Below are 15,795 nucleotides of genomic sequence, written 5' to 3'. Positions count from 1 at the left end.
CCGTAGCCTAGCGGCAAACGCTGTCGGTCCGGCAATCGTCGAAGGAAACGTCATGATTCAGGATGATTTGACGACGCCTCCTCGCGATGAGGACCATTTTTGGGAGATGGCCGAGGAGAATTGGAGGCACGCGGCAGCGACGCTGCATCTCCACCTTCAATCGCGAGAAGAGGCCTTGTTGGCTGATCGGTATGCGGATCAATCCGTGTCATGCATCCGCTATCGAGAGACCGATCACGATTGTCGGGAGAGGTACTACGACCTGGGTCGGGGCCTTCTTGATCGCGTCGGGGGACTCATCGAAGAGCGCAAACTCACCCCAGAGTTTATCCAACTATGGGGCGTGCTGATGTTTAGCTTCGGCCATACCGTCAACTATCAGTGGGATGACAGTCCGGTTTTGGTGGCGGCAAAAGCCGCAGCAGCGAGCGCGCGCCGAAGAAATATGATCCCTCAGAGGCGATGGCTAGCGCACGTTCTTTACCCGAAAGCGAAGATCCGCGGGAAGCGTCGCGATGCTGAAGCCTATGCAATCGATTTGATCGAGCGTGTCATCAAACAACGGGGTGTCGATGGCTTTCCCGCCAGTTGGTTCAAATCGATGCTCCGCAAAGAGGATAGCAAGGATGTGGCGCTGAAGACGCCGTTCGATCAGCACAACTTCAGCGTGAAAGAAATGCGCTATGCTCGCACCCTCGGGAGGTCCGGGCTTCCTCCCATCGAAAGGAAGTTCCTACTGAGCGGCAAACTTGGATAAGTCACCCGTCGCTTGTGTTCAGGTTCGTCTCGCCGGCACCAATCGGTGCAGCAACGGAGACGAAAGATGGAACAAGCTATTGATCACCCCCCTGATCGCCTGAGCACATACAAACAGGCCGCTGACGCGCTCGGCCTGCCCTATTTCAAGATCCAGCGCGCTGCGGCACGCGGAGAATTGCCGACCTATTCCCTGCTGAACGGTCGGAAGTACGTGAAGCTGCGCGACATCGAAGCGCGTATCCGCGTCCACAACTAGCTCCCTCCAAAAAATTTGCACTCCCTGCCGTGGAAGCAACAGCTTCTGCGATCGGGATCGCTTACCCGGAAGGCATTTCCCGTGAACGACGACGAATTTCTGCCATCGCCTGAAGACCTCATGACTCCGGAAGAGCTTATGGCCCTGCCGGGCTATGTCAGGCCAATGAATGAGGTTCTGGAAGAGGCAAAAAGGCGTACCGCTGTCTACTACTCGCGCGGCTTCGCAATAATAGAGCCAAATAAGCCGGATGATGACGTGATCATCGTGATTTCCCGGCGCCGCTGAACGCTAAAGACTTCGCCCCGGTCACAGGGGCGAAGCTCCTCCGGTAGGCCGCTACCGACACCCTTCCGTCCTCTGCCGCCTTGCAACCGTCGCTCCTCGAGCGTGCGGGCGGCCTCATATTGGATTTTCAGATGGTTATCCGCGAACCCAAGACCTACGGCGATGCTGAGCCGCGCTATCGTGTGAAGAACATGGTTGTTGTCCCCCTCGCCGGTAAAGGCGAAAACCTCCGAGGGTGGGCAGATCGCTTCCCGAGCCAGGAGGAGATCGCCAAGCGTCACCGCCTGCGTGCCAACTTCGCCTTCGGCCTCCTCTCGGGCACGAGAGTGGGCGACGATGTACAGCTGGGCTTCTTCGATATCGATCACAACGGTGCAGTCGCGTTCGTCCGAGCGATGATCGGCACGCCCGTCGTCGAGAAGGTTGGCTCCAAGGGTGCGACGTTTTTTGTCCGCCTTTCGCAGGAGACCAAAAGCAGCAAGACCAAGCGCCCCGGCGACAACCACCCGGTGTTCGAGGTCATGGCCAACACCGGTATGACCGTGATGCCGGAATCTCCCCATCCGTCCGGTGCTCGATACCGCTGGATTGGCAAGTCGTTGCTGGCGGTCGATCTGACCGATCTGCCCTTCGTCGACCAGGGCGCAATCGATGTGATCAAGGCTGTGCTCCAGCACGAGCACGCTTGGCAGATCATCGAAGGTGGCCCGAGCGTCGCGGGACACGAGCCGATGCTGACGCTCACGGCTTGCGGCATCGCCAGTATGATGGACGATCTGCCTCGGCTCGCCAACGCGCTCGGCGAGCTCTTCCAGCCGGGCTATTCCGGCAACACCAAGGGCGAGACTCTCGGCATGCTGGAGTCCGCACGGGCGAAACAGCTCGGCCGGAGGCTCCTCTCGCGCGCTGAGTATGACCCGGGAGAATTCGGGCCGCGGCCCTTGGGCTTCACGGCTGATGGTAGCTATGCGCTGTTGGACCCGGCGCGTCAGATCATCGTCGTCCCTTCCTCTCAGCAGCTGCTCTCGATGCAGTGGCAGATCGGGCTGGCCCCCTCTGAATTCTGGGCAGAGCGCTTCCCGGCCAAGAAGGCAGCGTACAATTCCATGGCGGCGGGCGAGGCGCTGATCGCAGCCGCTCGAAAGAAAGGCCCGTTCAAACCCGATCGGGTTCGTGGGCGTGGCGTCTGGCGCGAAGGAGACGAGATCATCGTCAACTTTGGGCATCCTATTGTCAGCAAGCGGTACCATTACCTCTGCTTCATGCCGATTGAACTGAAGGCAGACGGCTCTTTCGATGCGAGGCGGCTGCTGCGGCTTCTGGAAGCTTTCAACTGGCGCGATGTTAAGGACGCCATGCTGATGCTTGGATGGCTAGCCCTGGCGCCGATCTGCGGTGCTTTGGACTGGCGTACGCATGCGTTCGTTTTTGGCCCGGCGCGCTCAGGCAAGACGACCTTGCATCACATCGCTGCTGCGCTGCTGGAACCGGTCGCCGTCAAAGCCGATGGCCAGAGTACCGAGGCTGGCATTCGCCAAGCGCTCGGGCCGGACAGCCTCCCAGTGATGCTCGACGAATTCGAGAGCGATCAGCATGCTCATAAACTTCAAGCGGTGCTCCGACTGGCCCGCAGTGCATCATCAGCCAACACGCCGGTCCTGAGGGGCACACCCGAGGGCAAGGCGATACAGTTCAACCTCCGGACGACTTTCTTGTTCGCAGCCATCAATCCACGCGGAATGTCGCAGGCGGACCAGAGCCGGATCGTCATGCTCGAATTGCTCATGCACGACAACAGCTCGGAGAAAGCACGTTTCATCCTGTCTGAAGAGGCACATTTCCGCAGCTTGGGCGATGCGTGGTGCAGCTACATGGTGGCTCGAGCAGCGGATGTCGTCACAGCGATCGACAAACTGGAGCAACTGATTCCGTCGGGTGACCGTCGCCATCGTCAGAACATGGCGACGCTTCTTGGGGCAGGCTTCATTGCCCTCCATGCCCGCGTTCCGACCGATGAGGAAGCTGCCGGGCTGGCCCAGGAATTCGCGTCGCTCGTCGAACGACACGCCGAGGAGATCGAGCGCGACGACGCCCAAGAATGCCTCGATCACCTGTTCGCTCAGGTCCACGATGCCAACACGCTGGGCATGTGGGTGGCCGAAGCGCGCGCCGAAATGGTTGGAAAGCTCAGCCACGGAAATGCCGAGCATATCCTCGATCTCTCGGATATGCGTCTGTACGACAAGCAGGATGGGACCGGGCTTGTCATCCGCCACGGCTCGCCGGCGATCGACAAGCTGTTCCGCGGGACTCGCTGGGCCGATGGCGCTTGGCAGCGTGCGCTGAGGAAACTCGACGGCGCATTCGTTCCGCAGAACCCGGTGCAATTTCGTTCGGCTAAGGCGAAGGCGCGCGGCATCGGTATCCCCGTGCAGTACCTGCCCGAGCAACTGCCCGACGACAAAACGTGAGGTACCGGACGGACGGACGACCCATAGGGGTATAGGGGGAAGGATATATGGTGTGTGGCCCAGCGCCGCGCAGCCCAGCCACCCGCCCCCTATGCCGGTGCCTATGAGGGCGTCCGTCCGTCCGCCCACTGCGATTTCAACCTCGGCGAGGCAATAATGCGATGTATCGCGAGCCCCGCCGAGACGACGTCTGAGCGTATCCCAGAATTTTGCGGTTACGATCGTGGTTTCAATTCGAGTGCTCTGGAGATATCCGGCACCCGATGATTAATTGTGCGGGTTCCTTCGCCGTGATTTTCTGAGCGTTTTTTCTCTTGAGGATGAGGCGATGTTCAGAGCGAACATTACGAAGAGGGTGCGCAAGCGCAAGCTGAAGTCCGGCGAGGTCGTGAAGCATCTGCGTTATGTGCTGAATTACCGCGAGCCGATCTCGGGTGATCGCCGCCAGGAGTTCTACGAGACGCTGAAGGCGGCCGAGGCCCGCCGCAACGATCTCACCGCCAAGGTGATGTCGGACAGTTACGCCGACGAGCGGAAGGCGCCGACGGTCGGGCAGGCGGTCGATCATTGGCTCGCCGATCGCGACGGCAAAGTGAAGGCAAACACGCTGGCGGGCTACAAGGTCGTCGTCGAGCACATCCGCGGGCCGTACTTCGACGGCTCGGCCAAGGACAAGCTGGCCTGGAGGGCCTCCGGCAAGCTGCCGAAAAGCTGCCGCCTCGTCCCGATGCTCGGCGAGATCAAGACCAGCGAGCTGACCACGGCTCGCATCCGCGCGTGGCACCGCGAGCTGACGGCGTTGTCCGGCCAGTACACGGCTAACCGGGCGAAGTCGCATCTGATCTCAATCCTCGGGTTGAACGAGGAGGATTTCCGGGTGCGGGCGCCGTCGATGCCGCGCGGCCTTGGCCGCAACCGCGTGAAGGCGAAGAAGGTGATCCTGACACCCGTCGAGATCGGCAAACTGGTCGAGGCGGCCCGCAACGATCCCGAGCATGGGCTCTACTACGCTTTCCCATTTCTCGCGGGCACGCGGCCGTCGGAACAGCTCGGGCTGCTGTGGGACGATGTCGACTTCGATGTGAACGTCGTTCGCATCCGCCGCATCCAGGAGCGCGACGGCTCGCTGACCAACATGACGAAGACTGAGGCCGGAACGCGCGACATCCCGATGAGTGCGGTCCTGCGCGCGCTGCTGCTGGAATGGCGGGTGCGGTGTCCTCGGTTGGGCAAGGCCCTGCACCGGGTCTTCCCCGGTCCCGGCCGGCTCCAGCCCTGGCCGAGCCTACAGCGCAGGGGTGGCGGTGGGCCGCTGCTCTACCAGAATTACCGGAGCCGCTATTGGGAGCCGGTGTTCGAGAAGCTAGACCTGCCCTATGTCACGCCGCACTCAGCCCGGCATTCCTTCATCTCGACGCTGCAGGCCGAGGGGATCGAAGTCGGCCTCGTCGCCAAGCTTGCCGGCCATGCCAACGCTACCGTCACGCTTGGCCATTACACCCAAGCGGTTCGCGGCGGGGAGGCGGCGGCCGCGGCGCTCGACCGTGCCTACGCAGCGGCCAGGTAGAACGCGCCGAGATACAGGTAGAACGCGCTCGCGCACGCGGGCGATGATCAGCGGGGAGGGTGGTCGCACGGCCGCTGCTCCCCGTCGTCATTTGTGCTGGCCGTCGGTGTTGTTGGCGTCGCTGCAATCTTGCGTCGGACGCAGCATCAGCCTGCTTCTCCAAAAATTATGCGAGGCGTACCGGCGTGTTTCCATCGTCTTGAGAACACGATGGAGACGACATCATGGACCAGTACCGCATCATCGATCTGCGCAGCCAGGCCCTAACCATCGTCACGCTCGAGCAGGCGGCAGAACTCGCCGAAATCGACGCCGACGAGATCCTGTGGGCGATCGAGGCCGCGGGCATCTGCGAGACCGACCTGCACGTCATCGCCGCCGTGGATGAACCCGCCACGCTCTGATGCGCGGCGCGCTCCACGATCGCATCGTCGCCCGCCTCATCGCGGAGCGGCGATCGCGGCGTCTCACCCAAGCTCAGCTCGCCGTGCGTCTCGGCCGCTCGACCAGCTGCGTCTTCCGCTACGAAGCCGGCGCGCGCTACATCGACATTGCCGAATTCATCGCCATCGCCCGCGCGCTCGACGTCGATCCGCTCGAGCTTCTGCGGCAGGCCGAAGCGGACGGCTGAGGGCTGGTGCAGTGCGCGGCGGCTATAGCTATAGCGGCCCGGGGCGGCGCAGCCGCGGGGTATGGCCAGGAGCGCCAGGGCTGGGCCACGCCGGGGGCACGCGCTGGGTGCGGCCTGCCCAGCACGCAGTAGAAACAAGCGCGCGACGCGCTCCGCGGCAGAGCCTTCGCGACCTCCCCCCCCATCTTCCTAGTGTTGAAGCCAAGGCCGGAGGACCCGTCTGGCAACCGCGCAGGTCTGCGGTCGGTACTATGGCATGGTGGTGGTCAGCAGCAGTGCCGACGCAGCTCCTCCACCTGAAGGAGAAATTCTCGTCAGCTAACGCAATACGGTAGCGGCAAATGCGTCGAGCTGCCCGGCGGAGTTGAACGATCGGCTGACGAAATGAGGCGCCATGACCACTCGCGTGGAGCGCCAATCGAAAATCTCAATAGGTTGTCCTGACTGAGGCGCCGCGCCGAAAATCCCGCGATAATAGCCCCAGTGGGCTTTGCCGTAGCAGACGATTAGCTCGCGAGGGTGGGCTTCGAACAGGTCGCGCAGCATAGCCTGCCGCCGCGGTGCCATCCTCTCCAGATACTCGCGGCGCGTCCTAAAGCGCGGCTCGTATATCTTTGGCCAGCCTGTCGCGTTCTGGCAGGGATAGGGCATCAATTCAGCAACAAGTGTATCGCCGCTGTGCTTGCCTAGTCGCTCCCGCTGATATGCGAGGCGCTGGGCCGGCGTAGGACATTCGACGCCCTCGCGCCTGAGCATCAGGTGACACATTTTGCTCCAGGTCCGCTGCGTTGCCCCCTTGCGAGAGATCTCGCCGTACTGCCCTGAAAAAGATCGCCCCAGCAGATCGGGCAGAAGTTTCGCGTTGTCCGCGCCCTCTTCCATCCCCAAGAACACAACCGGCGCATCGGCACGTCCGTATCCAATGAACTGCTCGATTCGGTCCCACGCGATCGCGCGCTCGTCCGGCCCCGTAATGTCCTGCAGCAATGCCCAGCCCCCCAGTTGACACCACTGGGCCAGAATTTCCGATCTATGTAAATCAGGCGGCCGAACCGTCCGGGGAGCTTGGTGCCAGCGCGTGGTTCGCGCTGGCTCGAGATCGATCCGTGCCAGCTTCTGCGGCAGGCCGAAGCGGAGGGCTGAGGCGCTGGTGTAGCGCGCGGCGGCTATAGCTATAGCGGCCCACCCGCCCGCTGACGCGCGGGTACGTAACCCGGCCCGAGGTGCGGCCATGCCGACCGGCAGGGTGCGCCGACCGGGCACCGTAGAACCACATCGCCGGCTCTCCGGGGAACCCTACTTCGCAACTCCCCCATCTATCCAGTGTCGAAGCGAGCGCGATGGGACCCGTTAGACAGCCGCAAGCCTCTCCGAACCTGTACTATGTGACACTCACCTTGCTACGGGAAGGACGTCGCGAGAAAGTTCTAAACAGGTCAGTCGACGTTTAATTTGTATACCGGCATATCGGCCTGGCGTTAGAAGCTGCCGCGAGGCACAAGAAAGCGATTCGAGGAGACGCAGCTAATGATCGTGTCGCTTGAGACGATGTATCTGTTGGATCAGGTCGTTAAAAATATCGGAGCAATCGGATCGTCGCTGACACGCACAAAATTAAGTCGATTGCTAGATAAGGATCATAAAGAATTACACGGAGCGCTTGAATACGGTTGCGAGAAAAAAATACTGGAATGGCAAGAAGGTAATTGGTACGTTCTAAAAAAGAACTTTGTAATTGCAGAAGATGCGTTTTACGGCGCGGCGGAATCTGGGCTCAAGAAATTATGGCAAGGCGAGTATTTTCACGAAAACGAATTCTATATCGAAAACACTTCACGAAAAGACTCTAAAATCGTCGGAAGGTGGACGAGGCCAGATCTTACTCTGATATCTCATAAGAAATTTCCCTGGACTATCGGGCGAGAATTTGATGTCGTTACTTTTGAAGTAAAACGGCCGGATAGTTGCAACGTTCTAGCCGTTTTTGAGGCGTTGTCGCACGCCTCTGCCGCTACGAAAGCTTATGCGGTTTTTCCAGTTGATCATGCGTCGTGGAGAAAAGAGAACCCGGCTCAGGAAGCGCGGGTTCTCGATGAATGCTCCCGCCATGGGATAGGACTAATCTTGATTGAAGATGTGTATGTGGCGCCGCGCGCTGTTCATTTGATAAAAGCGCAGAAGCGCGAGATTGATCATGAGAGGTGCAGCGAATTTATCGGTGCTGTGATGTCCGATGCTGGAAAGAGCAGGCTTTCTGAGTGGAAATAGCGCTGACCTTTGCAGCTCGCTAATGCCGAGTTGCGGCGCGCCTCGTACCATCAGAACGATAGGCAGTTCACGACGCCGTTGGTGTTGGTGCAGCGGGTGAGAGTGGGCGACGATGCCGCCTGACGGCGGTTGAACTCGCTGTTCCCGCGCTCCAGTTCTATCGCGAGCCGCGCCTTCGCCTCAGCATCGCTCATCTGGCCAGAGCGCACACTCTGCGCCAGCAGATCGCCGACTGCGAGATAGCGGACGCCGAGGTCGTTATTCATCTGACCGGCGGTTCCGGCCGCGACGCGGCCGCGAATGCAATCCCACATGGGTAGGTACGAAGCGGACTGCGCGGAGCATTTCGACTGCGCGTCGACGAGGCCAACGCAGCCAGACAAGGCGATGCCGGACATCAGCACGGCGGTGAGGGTGGTGAGTTTCATTCAGGAAGGCTCCTCAAGGCAAAAACCGGTACCGAAACACGCCGAAAATCCGCGCACAATCATCGGCTTGCAGGTACGATCAGCTGCGCGTTCAGGAAGCTCGGATCGGCCGTTTCGCGGACGTGTCGAGCGGCCGCTGATAGGGCAGGGCGATGTCGTGGCTGGATCGCCAGCATGAACACGACATGCGAGGTCCGGATCGCCCAGATTTCGGCATTGGAGGCGACGCGTCGGAGATCATCCGCGACATCACGAATAAAGCGCTCGCGCTCCTTGCGCTGGAAGTGCTGATAGATCAGCAGCGAGTGACCGGCGCGGTAGGTCGCTGTCAGCTCGTCGCGATAAACGTACTTCGAGGAGTTGCGTCTGCCCTTGGCGGCCGAACCAACCTCGATGCCGTTGTCGGGATCGAAGAAGATTAGATCGGCATTGGCCAGAGCCGCGCTCGCTTGCTTGAACCAGAGTTGCCGCTCGAACAGCGGCTCGGGCACGATCGTGTTGACGAAGACGGCCCCCGGCAGGGTCTCGCTGCCTTCAATCAGGATTAGTCGGCGAGCGTCAGGCTCGCTTCGCACCCGGCGCAGCAGCGCGAACAGCTCGGAATCATGACGCTCCTGCTGGGGCTGATCGAGATAACTGAGCTTATTGCCGTCGCTGCGCTCGTCATTTGGCGTCAGCATCCAGCAGACGCCGAGTTTCAGGCCTGATCGGCCGAGCAGCCGCAGCAGGGCATATTTTCGATAGTCGTTGACGTCGCCAACGTACTGCTCTTTCACGCCTCGTCCCCCGAATCGCAACTTTGGGGTGCAGCATGATCTAATACTCCATTTTGGGGTATTCGAAATTCGGGTTGAATTGGACGGCCGGTTTCATCGCTTCAGGCGCCGGCTTTGGCTTCAACCCAACCCGATCTCTACAAGGCCCTGCTCCAGGCGCTTATCCAGGCGCGCAAGGACGCCGGCATCACGCAGGTCCAGCTCGCAGCGCGCGTCGGCCGCCGACAGACTTTCGTGTCGAAGTACGAAACTGAGGAGCGGCGGCTCGATGTGGCCGAGTACATCGCCATTGCGAGGGCGATCGGCGCGGAGCCATTCGAGCTAATGCGGGTGGCGGAAAGCTACGAGCCAAGCTGATTATGGGGCAGGATCGCGAGACGGGCGCAGCTGGTAATGCCTATGGGCATCGGATAGGCAAAGCCATCGCGGCGTTGCTACAGCTGGAGAAGCTTTCCGACCGCTCCAACGAGGTGAGGTGGCGAGGCGGCTCTGCCGTCATCAAATGCTGCGGGCCGCATACCAAATCATTCGGCGTCACCAAAAAAATGCTGGAGCGAATTGACGCCGTTCTTATTGCTTGCGAGGACGACAGCGGAAATATCGAGCTCATCGAGCTTGCTGTCGATCGGTTTCGTGAGGGCATGACCGATAGCCGTAGTTCGAGCGCCGCCCGCTGCGCGACACGTGATGGCAGAGATATCCGGCGCTCCTAATAGAAGATGAGGGATGGTGGGCGGCATATCGGCGTCGCAGCCTCCAATCTGTTTGTCGCACGCGCCGCTCTCGCGTAAGAGCGGGGCGGCCGCACAGTTGGATGATCCGCCCTTGCTGCCAGTCAGGAAAGAACGAAATTGGTGCAAAAGCGCGTTCTTATTACCGATGTCGACAACACCCTGCTCGATTGGCAGGATCTTTGGTATCAGACCTTTTCGGCGATGATGGACACGGTGCTCGATATTTCTGGCGTCGATCCCGAGACGCTCTACGCTGAAGCCAGCGTGATCCATCAGAAATACGGCACCAGCGAATATTCGCACCTGCTCGAAGAACTGCCGTCGCTCCGCGCGCGCTATGGCGATGACATCCTGACCGTGATGTCGCCGGCGATCGGTGCCTTTCGCGAGACGCGCCGACGCGTGCTCGCACTCTATCCGACCGTCGCGGACACGCTGACCTCGTTGAAAAAGAAGGGAGTTCGGATCGCCGCCTTCACCGAGTCCAAGGCTTTTTACACCAACTATCGCTTCCGCAAGCTCGGGCTCGATGGCCTAGTCGACGTCCTTTATTCGCCCGAGGATCACAGCGTTCCGAACGAGACGGTCGCGACGCGGCACTATGATGCCGACAGTTACGCTTTCAAGCATACTGTCCATCACTACACGCCTGCGGGAGAGGTGAAGCCCAACCCCGCGATTTTGCTCGATATCGTCAAGGACCTCGGTGTCTCGATTAATGAGGTGGTCTATGTAGGCGACAATCCGCTTAAGGACGTCCTCATGGCGCAGGAAGCCGGCGTCACTGATGTCCACGCCGCTTACGGTTCCAGCCAGTACAAGCCCGAATATGAGCTTCTGCGTAAAGTCACACATTGGACGCCCGAAATGGTGGAGCGAGAGCGCGCCGCACTCAAGCCCGGCAGTGTCACACCCAGCTATGTGCTGACCGAAAATTTTGCCCAGATCCTGCCGCTGTTCGAGATGTCCTGATGGCTGATCCCGATACCGAGACGACATCTTCGCCCGCGCCAGCGCTGCCGCCGACGCCGACCCCAGCGCCACCGCTCGGGACTGGACAGATCGAAATCTGGAAGAAGATCGTCGACGTGCAGCAGCACTTCAACGACCTTGAGCTGCGCATCCGCAACTTCGCGCTGATTGTCACCGGCGCGTTCCTCGGCCTTGGCGGCTATGCGATCAAGGATGCCGGCGTCGTCAAACTGTTCGGGCTGGAGGTGTCGATTGCCGGTTTGGTGGTGGTGTCAGCGATCTTCCCCCTCGCGGCCTTCTACTTCATGGACCGGCTCTGGTATCACCGACTGCTCAACGGCTCGGTCTACGCCGGCATAGAGGCGGAAACGGCACTCAAGGATCTCGGCTACAAGGTCGACCTTGGCTCCAAGATCAAGGAACATAGTCCGTTCAAACTGTGGTTCAGCAGGGAGAGAATGATCCGGTCAGCGACCAAAATGGACCTGTTTTACGCGATCCTGGCAGGGTCGCTGTTGCTGGTCGCTGGCTTTCTCGGGTTCGGGATCCGGCCGCAGGCGGTGGTGGACAGAACGCCACCGGCCATCGTCGCGCCACCGGCAGCTCATCAGACGACCAATGCTGCATCATCCGCGGTCCCCGCCAACACGTCGGCGCCCGCATTGCCAGCAACCCAGCCGACCGTTGCGGGCGGGCCGTCCAACGTGGTTGAACCGAGCGTCGGAAATTCCCAGACCGGTAAATAAAATCGGCGGCGCCGTGATTATTTAGTAGTCAGCTAGTTGCAGAAGCTGCAGTCATCCCGCGAATCGGATACCGTGCAGTCAAATCAAGAGGGCGGGTCGACTTGAAGCCTTTTATAAAGTGGGCGGGAGGGAAACGCTGGCTGCTCAACGACCCCAGCTTCGGTCTGCCAAGCTTTGACGGGCGGTACATCGAACCGTTTCTAGGCGGCGGCGCGGTATTCTTTCACCTTGCTCCGGCGCAGGCAATCCTGTCTGACGTGAATGATCGCTTGATCGCCACCTATCGTTCAATCCGCGACGATTGGGAGCCGGTTCAGGCCTGCCTGTCCGAATATGATCAGAAGCATTCAAAAGATTTTTACTATGAGGAACGAGCGCGCCGGCACGCAGAGCCCTATCGTCAAGCGGCTCAGTTTCTTTACCTCAATCGCACGTGCTTCAACGGTCTCTACCGCGAGAACCTCAGGGGGCAGTTTAACGTACCGCTGGGCTCGAAAGTTCAGGTGACGCTGGCCGACGATGATTTCCAGAAGGCAAGCGAATTGCTGGCGCGGGCCGACCTGCGGACGAGCGACTTCGAGCCCGTTGTCGACGAGGCCCGAGAAGGCGATCTGTTGTTCCTCGATCCGCCCTACACCACCGCCCACAATTGCAACGGCTTCGTGAAGTACAATCAGAAGATCTTCACCTGGGATGACCAGAAGCGCCTCATGAACGCGGTCAGCGGGGCCAAGCGACGCGGGGCAAAGGTCGTGCTGACCAATGCCGACCACGCGAGCATCCATGCGCTTTATGTCGACCTCGGCGCGCCGCAGGTTGTTTCGCGGCCGTCAGTTATCGCTGGTTCTGCTAGTTCCCGGCGCGGCACCACCGAGGCGCTCTTCGTTTTTTGATTTTGGACGTCGTACAGGAATGGGGGAACTGTGCCGTTTATTGATCCAGCCGAAGCGGTTTCGCTGCGCAGCAAAATGAGCTCGGACAAGTCGCAGCTGGGCAAAATCTTTGCTGCGAAGTCCGCCAAGTTTCACACCCGCAACGTCGACCACAGTCTGGTCGAAGGGCTGCTTGACGACGGCTGGGAAGAGTTCGGCGCGCCGCTCAAGACCAAAACCAGGCTGCGCAAGGCGAAAAGCCACAACGTGCAGTTCGAGGACGACATTTGGTGTCAGCTTTATCGGCTTGGCTACCGACAACTCAATGTCGACGAAACATTCTGCTTGCCGTTCGGCCAGAGCGCGGCGGAGAAAAAGCAGATCGACATTGTCGCGATTGATGATGACACGGTGCTGCTGGTCGAATGCAAGTCCAGCGAAGCATCGGCGAAGGCCCCATCCTACAAGACTGAGTTTGAAGCGCTACGTCTGCGCCTGGATGGCTTCCGCAAATCGATCGATCAGGCATTCGGCCCTGGTCGCCGGATAAAATATGTCTTCGCGACGCGCAACCTGCGGCTGGCGCGGGATTCCGTTGATGTGATCAGGCTAAGCGAGGCCGGCGGATTCTATTACAACGATAACACGTTTGAATATGTCGACAGCCTACTGAGAGCGTACCGCGACGCTGCCCATTATCAATTCATGGGTCTGCTGATGAAGGGGCAGCAGATCAACAAAGACAAGATCGAAGTTCCCGCCATCGAAGGCACAATGGGAAACAAGACATATTATATGTTCTCGCTCGAACCCCAGACTCTGCTCAAGATCGGGTTTGTGCTGCACCGGACCCGCGCGAACGAAGCGGAAATGCCGACCTATCAGCGGTTGCTTTTGCCGTCACGACTGAAGGGCATCTCCAAGTTTATCGATGGGGGCGGGTATTTTCCCAATTCGGCGATCCTCAATTTCAACGAGCGCGAAGCGAAACTTGAATTTCAGGGGCAGGCGCGATCGAAGGATTCGGCGTCGCGCACCGGCGTTCTGAAAATCCCGAACGCATTTGCCATCGCCTATATCATCGACGGCCAGCATCGCATCTACGGTTACGCAAATTCGAAGTTCAAAGCGAGCAACACCATCCCGGTTGTCGCTTTCAAGAATCTTGATCCGGGTGATCAGCTCGAACTTTTCATGCAGATCAACGAAAATCAGAAAGCGGTGAGCCCGACGTTGCGGATCACGCTTGAAGAGGATCTGTACTGGAACGCCAGTCGCCTGGACTCGCGGTTGAAGGCGCTGCGCTCGTCAGTGATTCGCGCATTGGGCGGCGATGCGTCCGGTCCGCTCTACAACAAGATTTCGCTTGGTGAGGACAAGGCTGCGCTTCAGGCGAAGCCGTTCGCCGACGCGCTGCTTAGGTGTAAATTGTTGCCGGAAGGGAGAGGCAATAAATTCGTCGACGGGACCACGGCAACGTCGCTCTACGAAACGGCCAACGTCGATAATAACGCGGAGATGATGAAGGCGCGCGATCGCGCGGTCGGTCTTATCAATGCCTGCTACGAACTTTGCGAAGAGGTTTTGAAGGCGGATCCTGAAGCATTCCAAACCTACATCCTCTCAAACCGCGGCAGCTTCGCATTCGTATGTTTGATCGGTGATCTGCATGCGTTTGAGACAACTCATGGTGCTATCTCGATCAAGTCAACCACCGACGAGCGTATCGCGGCGCTCTCTAAATATCTGCTCGTGCTGTTCAAGGCGTTGCAGACGATCTCGCCGGAGAACGCCGAGGCGTTGACGGGCAAGCTTGGCAGCGGCGCGGAAACCACGTGGCTGCGAATTTTTCAGGGCTACATCCACGCCAAATTCGCCGACTACAATCCGCCCGAACTTCAGGATTGGAAGGAGCGGCAGGACAAGGCGCTGCAGACTAGGGGCCGGGAACTGGGTACACAGATCGAGCGCCACATGAAGCATTTCATCATCGATCAGTTGAAAGCCCTGTTCGGTGAAAACTGGGATATCGAGATCGGATCGATCCAGCGCGACTGCGAAACGCGTGCGAAAGAGCAAATGGAAAAGAACTATAAGGAGGGGCTGGGGCGGATGGAAATACCCTGGACCGACCAGTTCTTCATCAAGGATTACAAAGCGATCATCGAAAAGTACTGGGCGAAAAAGCCTGAAGGAAAAACGAACGCCCAGTCGTTCGAGCAGCATTTTTCAATCGATGTCGGCCACGGGTTCGGCAGCAAGGCCGACAAGATAAAGTGGATTTCGCTCTTCAATACGCTGCGCAATAACTGGGCCCATGAGGGGACGAAGGAAAAGGGCCTCAACAAGAGTGACGTCGATTTTCTCTCGATAGTTCACAGCAAGCTCGGTTTGTAGCGCGAGCGTCACCACATTCATTACCGACGAGTGGCGTCGGCTCCGCAAGCACTTGGCGAAATGATAAACCCCGAAACCGAGCCAGTCGCCCCTCCGCTGTGAAGACGAGCGACTGGCCTGCTGCCGGTTTCGTGGACACCGAGATTAGGTGTTTCATGAAGCCGGAGGTGGCGTATGCAGCGAAGACAGTTTGGGCGTGAGTTCAAGATCGAGGCAGTTCGACTGATCAAGGAACGCGGGGTGAGCGTCGCACAGGCGGCGCGGGATCTCGACGTCCATGAGAACGTCCTGCGCAAATGGGTGAAGGAGTTTGCCGCCGATCCGGGGCAGGCCTTTCCCGGGCACGGCCAGATGAAGCCGGAGCAGCTCGAGATCGAGCGTTTGCGGCGTGAGGTCGCCAAACTCAAGGCGGAGCGCGACATTCTAAAAAAGGCCGCAGCCTACTTCGCGAGGGAAGCGCTATGAGGTTCGCTTTCATCGCGAGGCACCGTTCGATCTGGCCGGTGGCATGGCTTTGCGACGCGCTGGATGTCTCTCGTTCCGGGTTCCATGCCTGGCTGACCCGCTCGCCGAGCCAGCGCTCCCTGGACGACGAGGTGGTTGGCGCCAAGGTCTATGCGAGCTTCAAGG

Annotated in this window: 17 protein-coding genes and 1 pseudogene; 15 read left to right on the top strand and 3 right to left on the bottom strand. The window is 59.5% G+C overall.

What is annotated here, in order from left to right; genetic code table 11:
- The first annotated feature begins 52 nt into the window (after window positions 1-52).
- The 7 genes from RKE40_RS24315 (at window position 53) to RKE40_RS24285 (ending at window position 5,972) form a co-directional block, all read left to right on the top strand.
- Window positions 53-757, top strand: a complete 705-nt coding sequence (locus RKE40_RS24315) for a hypothetical protein (RefSeq protein ID WP_316020779.1) — start codon at window positions 53-55, stop codon at window positions 755-757.
- A gap of 66 nt (window positions 758-823) precedes the next feature.
- Window positions 824-1,015 (top strand): hypothetical protein, encoded by a 192-nt coding sequence (locus RKE40_RS24310; RefSeq protein WP_316020778.1) that lies wholly within the window; start codon window positions 824-826, stop codon window positions 1,013-1,015.
- Between the two features lie 81 nt (window positions 1,016-1,096).
- Entirely contained in the window at window positions 1,097-1,303 is a 207-nt protein-coding gene (locus RKE40_RS24305; RefSeq protein WP_316020777.1) for a hypothetical protein, read from the top strand.
- A gap of 131 nt (window positions 1,304-1,434) precedes the next feature.
- Window positions 1,435-3,774, top strand: coding sequence for a bifunctional DNA primase/polymerase (locus RKE40_RS24300; protein WP_316020776.1), 2,340 nt, complete (start codon window positions 1,435-1,437; stop codon window positions 3,772-3,774).
- A gap of 328 nt (window positions 3,775-4,102) precedes the next feature.
- A complete protein-coding gene (locus RKE40_RS24295) occupies window positions 4,103-5,341 on the top strand; it encodes a site-specific integrase (RefSeq protein WP_316020775.1) in 1,239 nt (412 codons plus the stop codon).
- Between the two features lie 224 nt (window positions 5,342-5,565).
- Window positions 5,566-5,745 carry a hypothetical protein gene (locus tag RKE40_RS24290; RefSeq protein ID WP_316020774.1) on the top strand — a complete coding sequence of 60 codons (180 nt, stop codon included), beginning with the start codon at window positions 5,566-5,568 and terminating at the stop codon, window positions 5,743-5,745.
- Window positions 5,745-5,972, top strand: coding sequence for a helix-turn-helix domain-containing protein (locus tag RKE40_RS24285; protein ID WP_316020773.1), 228 nt, complete (start codon window positions 5,745-5,747; stop codon window positions 5,970-5,972). The genes RKE40_RS24290 and RKE40_RS24285 overlap by 1 nt, the downstream gene beginning before the upstream one ends.
- 318 nt (window positions 5,973-6,290) lie before the next feature.
- Here the strand turns inward: RKE40_RS24285 and RKE40_RS24280 are convergent, their stop codons facing one another.
- Entirely contained in the window at window positions 6,291-6,959 is a 669-nt protein-coding gene (locus RKE40_RS24280) for a hypothetical protein (protein WP_316020772.1), read from the bottom strand.
- Window positions 6,960-7,499: 540 nt separating this feature from the next.
- Between RKE40_RS24280 and RKE40_RS24275 the strand changes: the two genes are divergently transcribed.
- Window positions 7,500-8,240 (top strand): hypothetical protein, encoded by a 741-nt coding sequence (locus tag RKE40_RS24275; protein ID WP_316020771.1) that lies wholly within the window; start codon window positions 7,500-7,502, stop codon window positions 8,238-8,240.
- Between the two features lie 50 nt (window positions 8,241-8,290).
- Here RKE40_RS24275 and RKE40_RS24270 read toward each other — a convergent pair whose 3' ends face one another.
- Together RKE40_RS24270 and RKE40_RS24265 are read right to left on the bottom strand one after the other, a co-directional pair.
- A complete protein-coding gene (locus tag RKE40_RS24270) occupies window positions 8,291-8,668 on the bottom strand; it encodes a hypothetical protein (protein WP_316020770.1) in 378 nt (125 codons plus the stop codon).
- A 59-nt stretch (window positions 8,669-8,727) separates the two neighbouring features.
- Window positions 8,728-9,444 (bottom strand): hypothetical protein, encoded by a 717-nt coding sequence (locus tag RKE40_RS24265; RefSeq protein ID WP_316020769.1) that lies wholly within the window; start codon window positions 9,442-9,444, stop codon window positions 8,728-8,730.
- A 114-nt stretch (window positions 9,445-9,558) separates the two neighbouring features.
- Between RKE40_RS24265 and RKE40_RS24260 the strand changes: the two genes are divergently transcribed.
- The 7 genes and pseudogenes from RKE40_RS24260 to RKE40_RS24230 form a co-directional block, all read left to right on the top strand.
- On the top strand, window positions 9,559-9,801 hold the full coding sequence (locus RKE40_RS24260) for a helix-turn-helix domain-containing protein (RefSeq protein ID WP_316020768.1): 243 nt from the start codon (window positions 9,559-9,561) through the stop codon (window positions 9,799-9,801).
- 2 nt (window positions 9,802-9,803) lie between these two features.
- Entirely contained in the window at window positions 9,804-10,157 is a 354-nt protein-coding gene (locus RKE40_RS24255; protein ID WP_316020767.1) for a hypothetical protein, read from the top strand.
- 141 nt (window positions 10,158-10,298) lie between these two features.
- The gene (locus tag RKE40_RS24250; protein WP_316020795.1) at window positions 10,299-11,150 is read left to right on the top strand and encodes an HAD family hydrolase; all 852 of its coding nucleotides are present in this window, start codon (window positions 10,299-10,301) and stop codon (window positions 11,148-11,150) included.
- Complete coding sequence (locus RKE40_RS24245; protein ID WP_316020766.1) at window positions 11,150-11,896, top strand: hypothetical protein; 747 nt, start codon at window positions 11,150-11,152, stop codon at window positions 11,894-11,896. Before RKE40_RS24250 ends, RKE40_RS24245 begins: the two co-directional genes overlap by 1 nt.
- A 101-nt stretch (window positions 11,897-11,997) precedes the next feature.
- Window positions 11,998-12,789 carry a DNA adenine methylase gene (locus tag RKE40_RS24240; RefSeq protein WP_316020765.1) on the top strand — a complete coding sequence of 264 codons (792 nt, stop codon included), beginning with the start codon at window positions 11,998-12,000 and terminating at the stop codon, window positions 12,787-12,789.
- A 30-nt stretch (window positions 12,790-12,819) separates the two neighbouring features.
- A complete protein-coding gene (locus tag RKE40_RS24235) occupies window positions 12,820-15,165 on the top strand; it encodes a DGQHR domain-containing protein (protein ID WP_316020764.1) in 2,346 nt (781 codons plus the stop codon).
- 174 nt (window positions 15,166-15,339) lie between these two features.
- Window positions 15,340-15,795 (top strand): annotated as a pseudogene (locus RKE40_RS24230) (transposase); the annotation flags it as partial.

The sequence above is a fragment of the Allobosea rubneri genome, assembly GCF_032464875.1.
GTDB lineage: Bacteria > Pseudomonadota > Alphaproteobacteria > Rhizobiales > Beijerinckiaceae > Allobosea > Allobosea rubneri.
Note: the sequence above shows the minus strand (reverse complement) of the source record. Positions and strands in the feature narration are given on the sequence as shown.

Bases quoted from the DNA above. Each gene is read 5' to 3' on its own strand.
- RKE40_RS24310 (WP_316020778.1), top strand. From the start codon at position 824: ATGGAACAAGCTATTGATCACCCCCCTGATCGCCTGAGCACATACAAA.
- RKE40_RS24270 (WP_316020770.1), bottom strand. From the start codon at position 8,668: ATGAAACTCACCACCCTCACCGCCGTGCTGATGTCCGGCATCGCCTTG.
- RKE40_RS24300 (WP_316020776.1), top strand. From the start codon at position 1,435: ATGGTTATCCGCGAACCCAAGACCTACGGCGATGCTGAGCCGCGCTAT.
- RKE40_RS24290 (WP_316020774.1), top strand. From the start codon at position 5,566: ATGGACCAGTACCGCATCATCGATCTGCGCAGCCAGGCCCTAACCATC.
- RKE40_RS24245 (WP_316020766.1), top strand. From the start codon at position 11,150: ATGGCTGATCCCGATACCGAGACGACATCTTCGCCCGCGCCAGCGCTG.
- RKE40_RS24295 (WP_316020775.1), top strand. From the start codon at position 4,103: ATGTTCAGAGCGAACATTACGAAGAGGGTGCGCAAGCGCAAGCTGAAG.
- RKE40_RS24255 (WP_316020767.1), top strand. From the start codon at position 9,804: ATGGGGCAGGATCGCGAGACGGGCGCAGCTGGTAATGCCTATGGGCAT.
- RKE40_RS24315 (WP_316020779.1), top strand. From the start codon at position 53: ATGATTCAGGATGATTTGACGACGCCTCCTCGCGATGAGGACCATTTT.
- RKE40_RS24275 (WP_316020771.1), top strand. From the start codon at position 7,500: ATGATCGTGTCGCTTGAGACGATGTATCTGTTGGATCAGGTCGTTAAA.
- RKE40_RS24285 (WP_316020773.1), top strand. From the start codon at position 5,745: ATGCGCGGCGCGCTCCACGATCGCATCGTCGCCCGCCTCATCGCGGAG.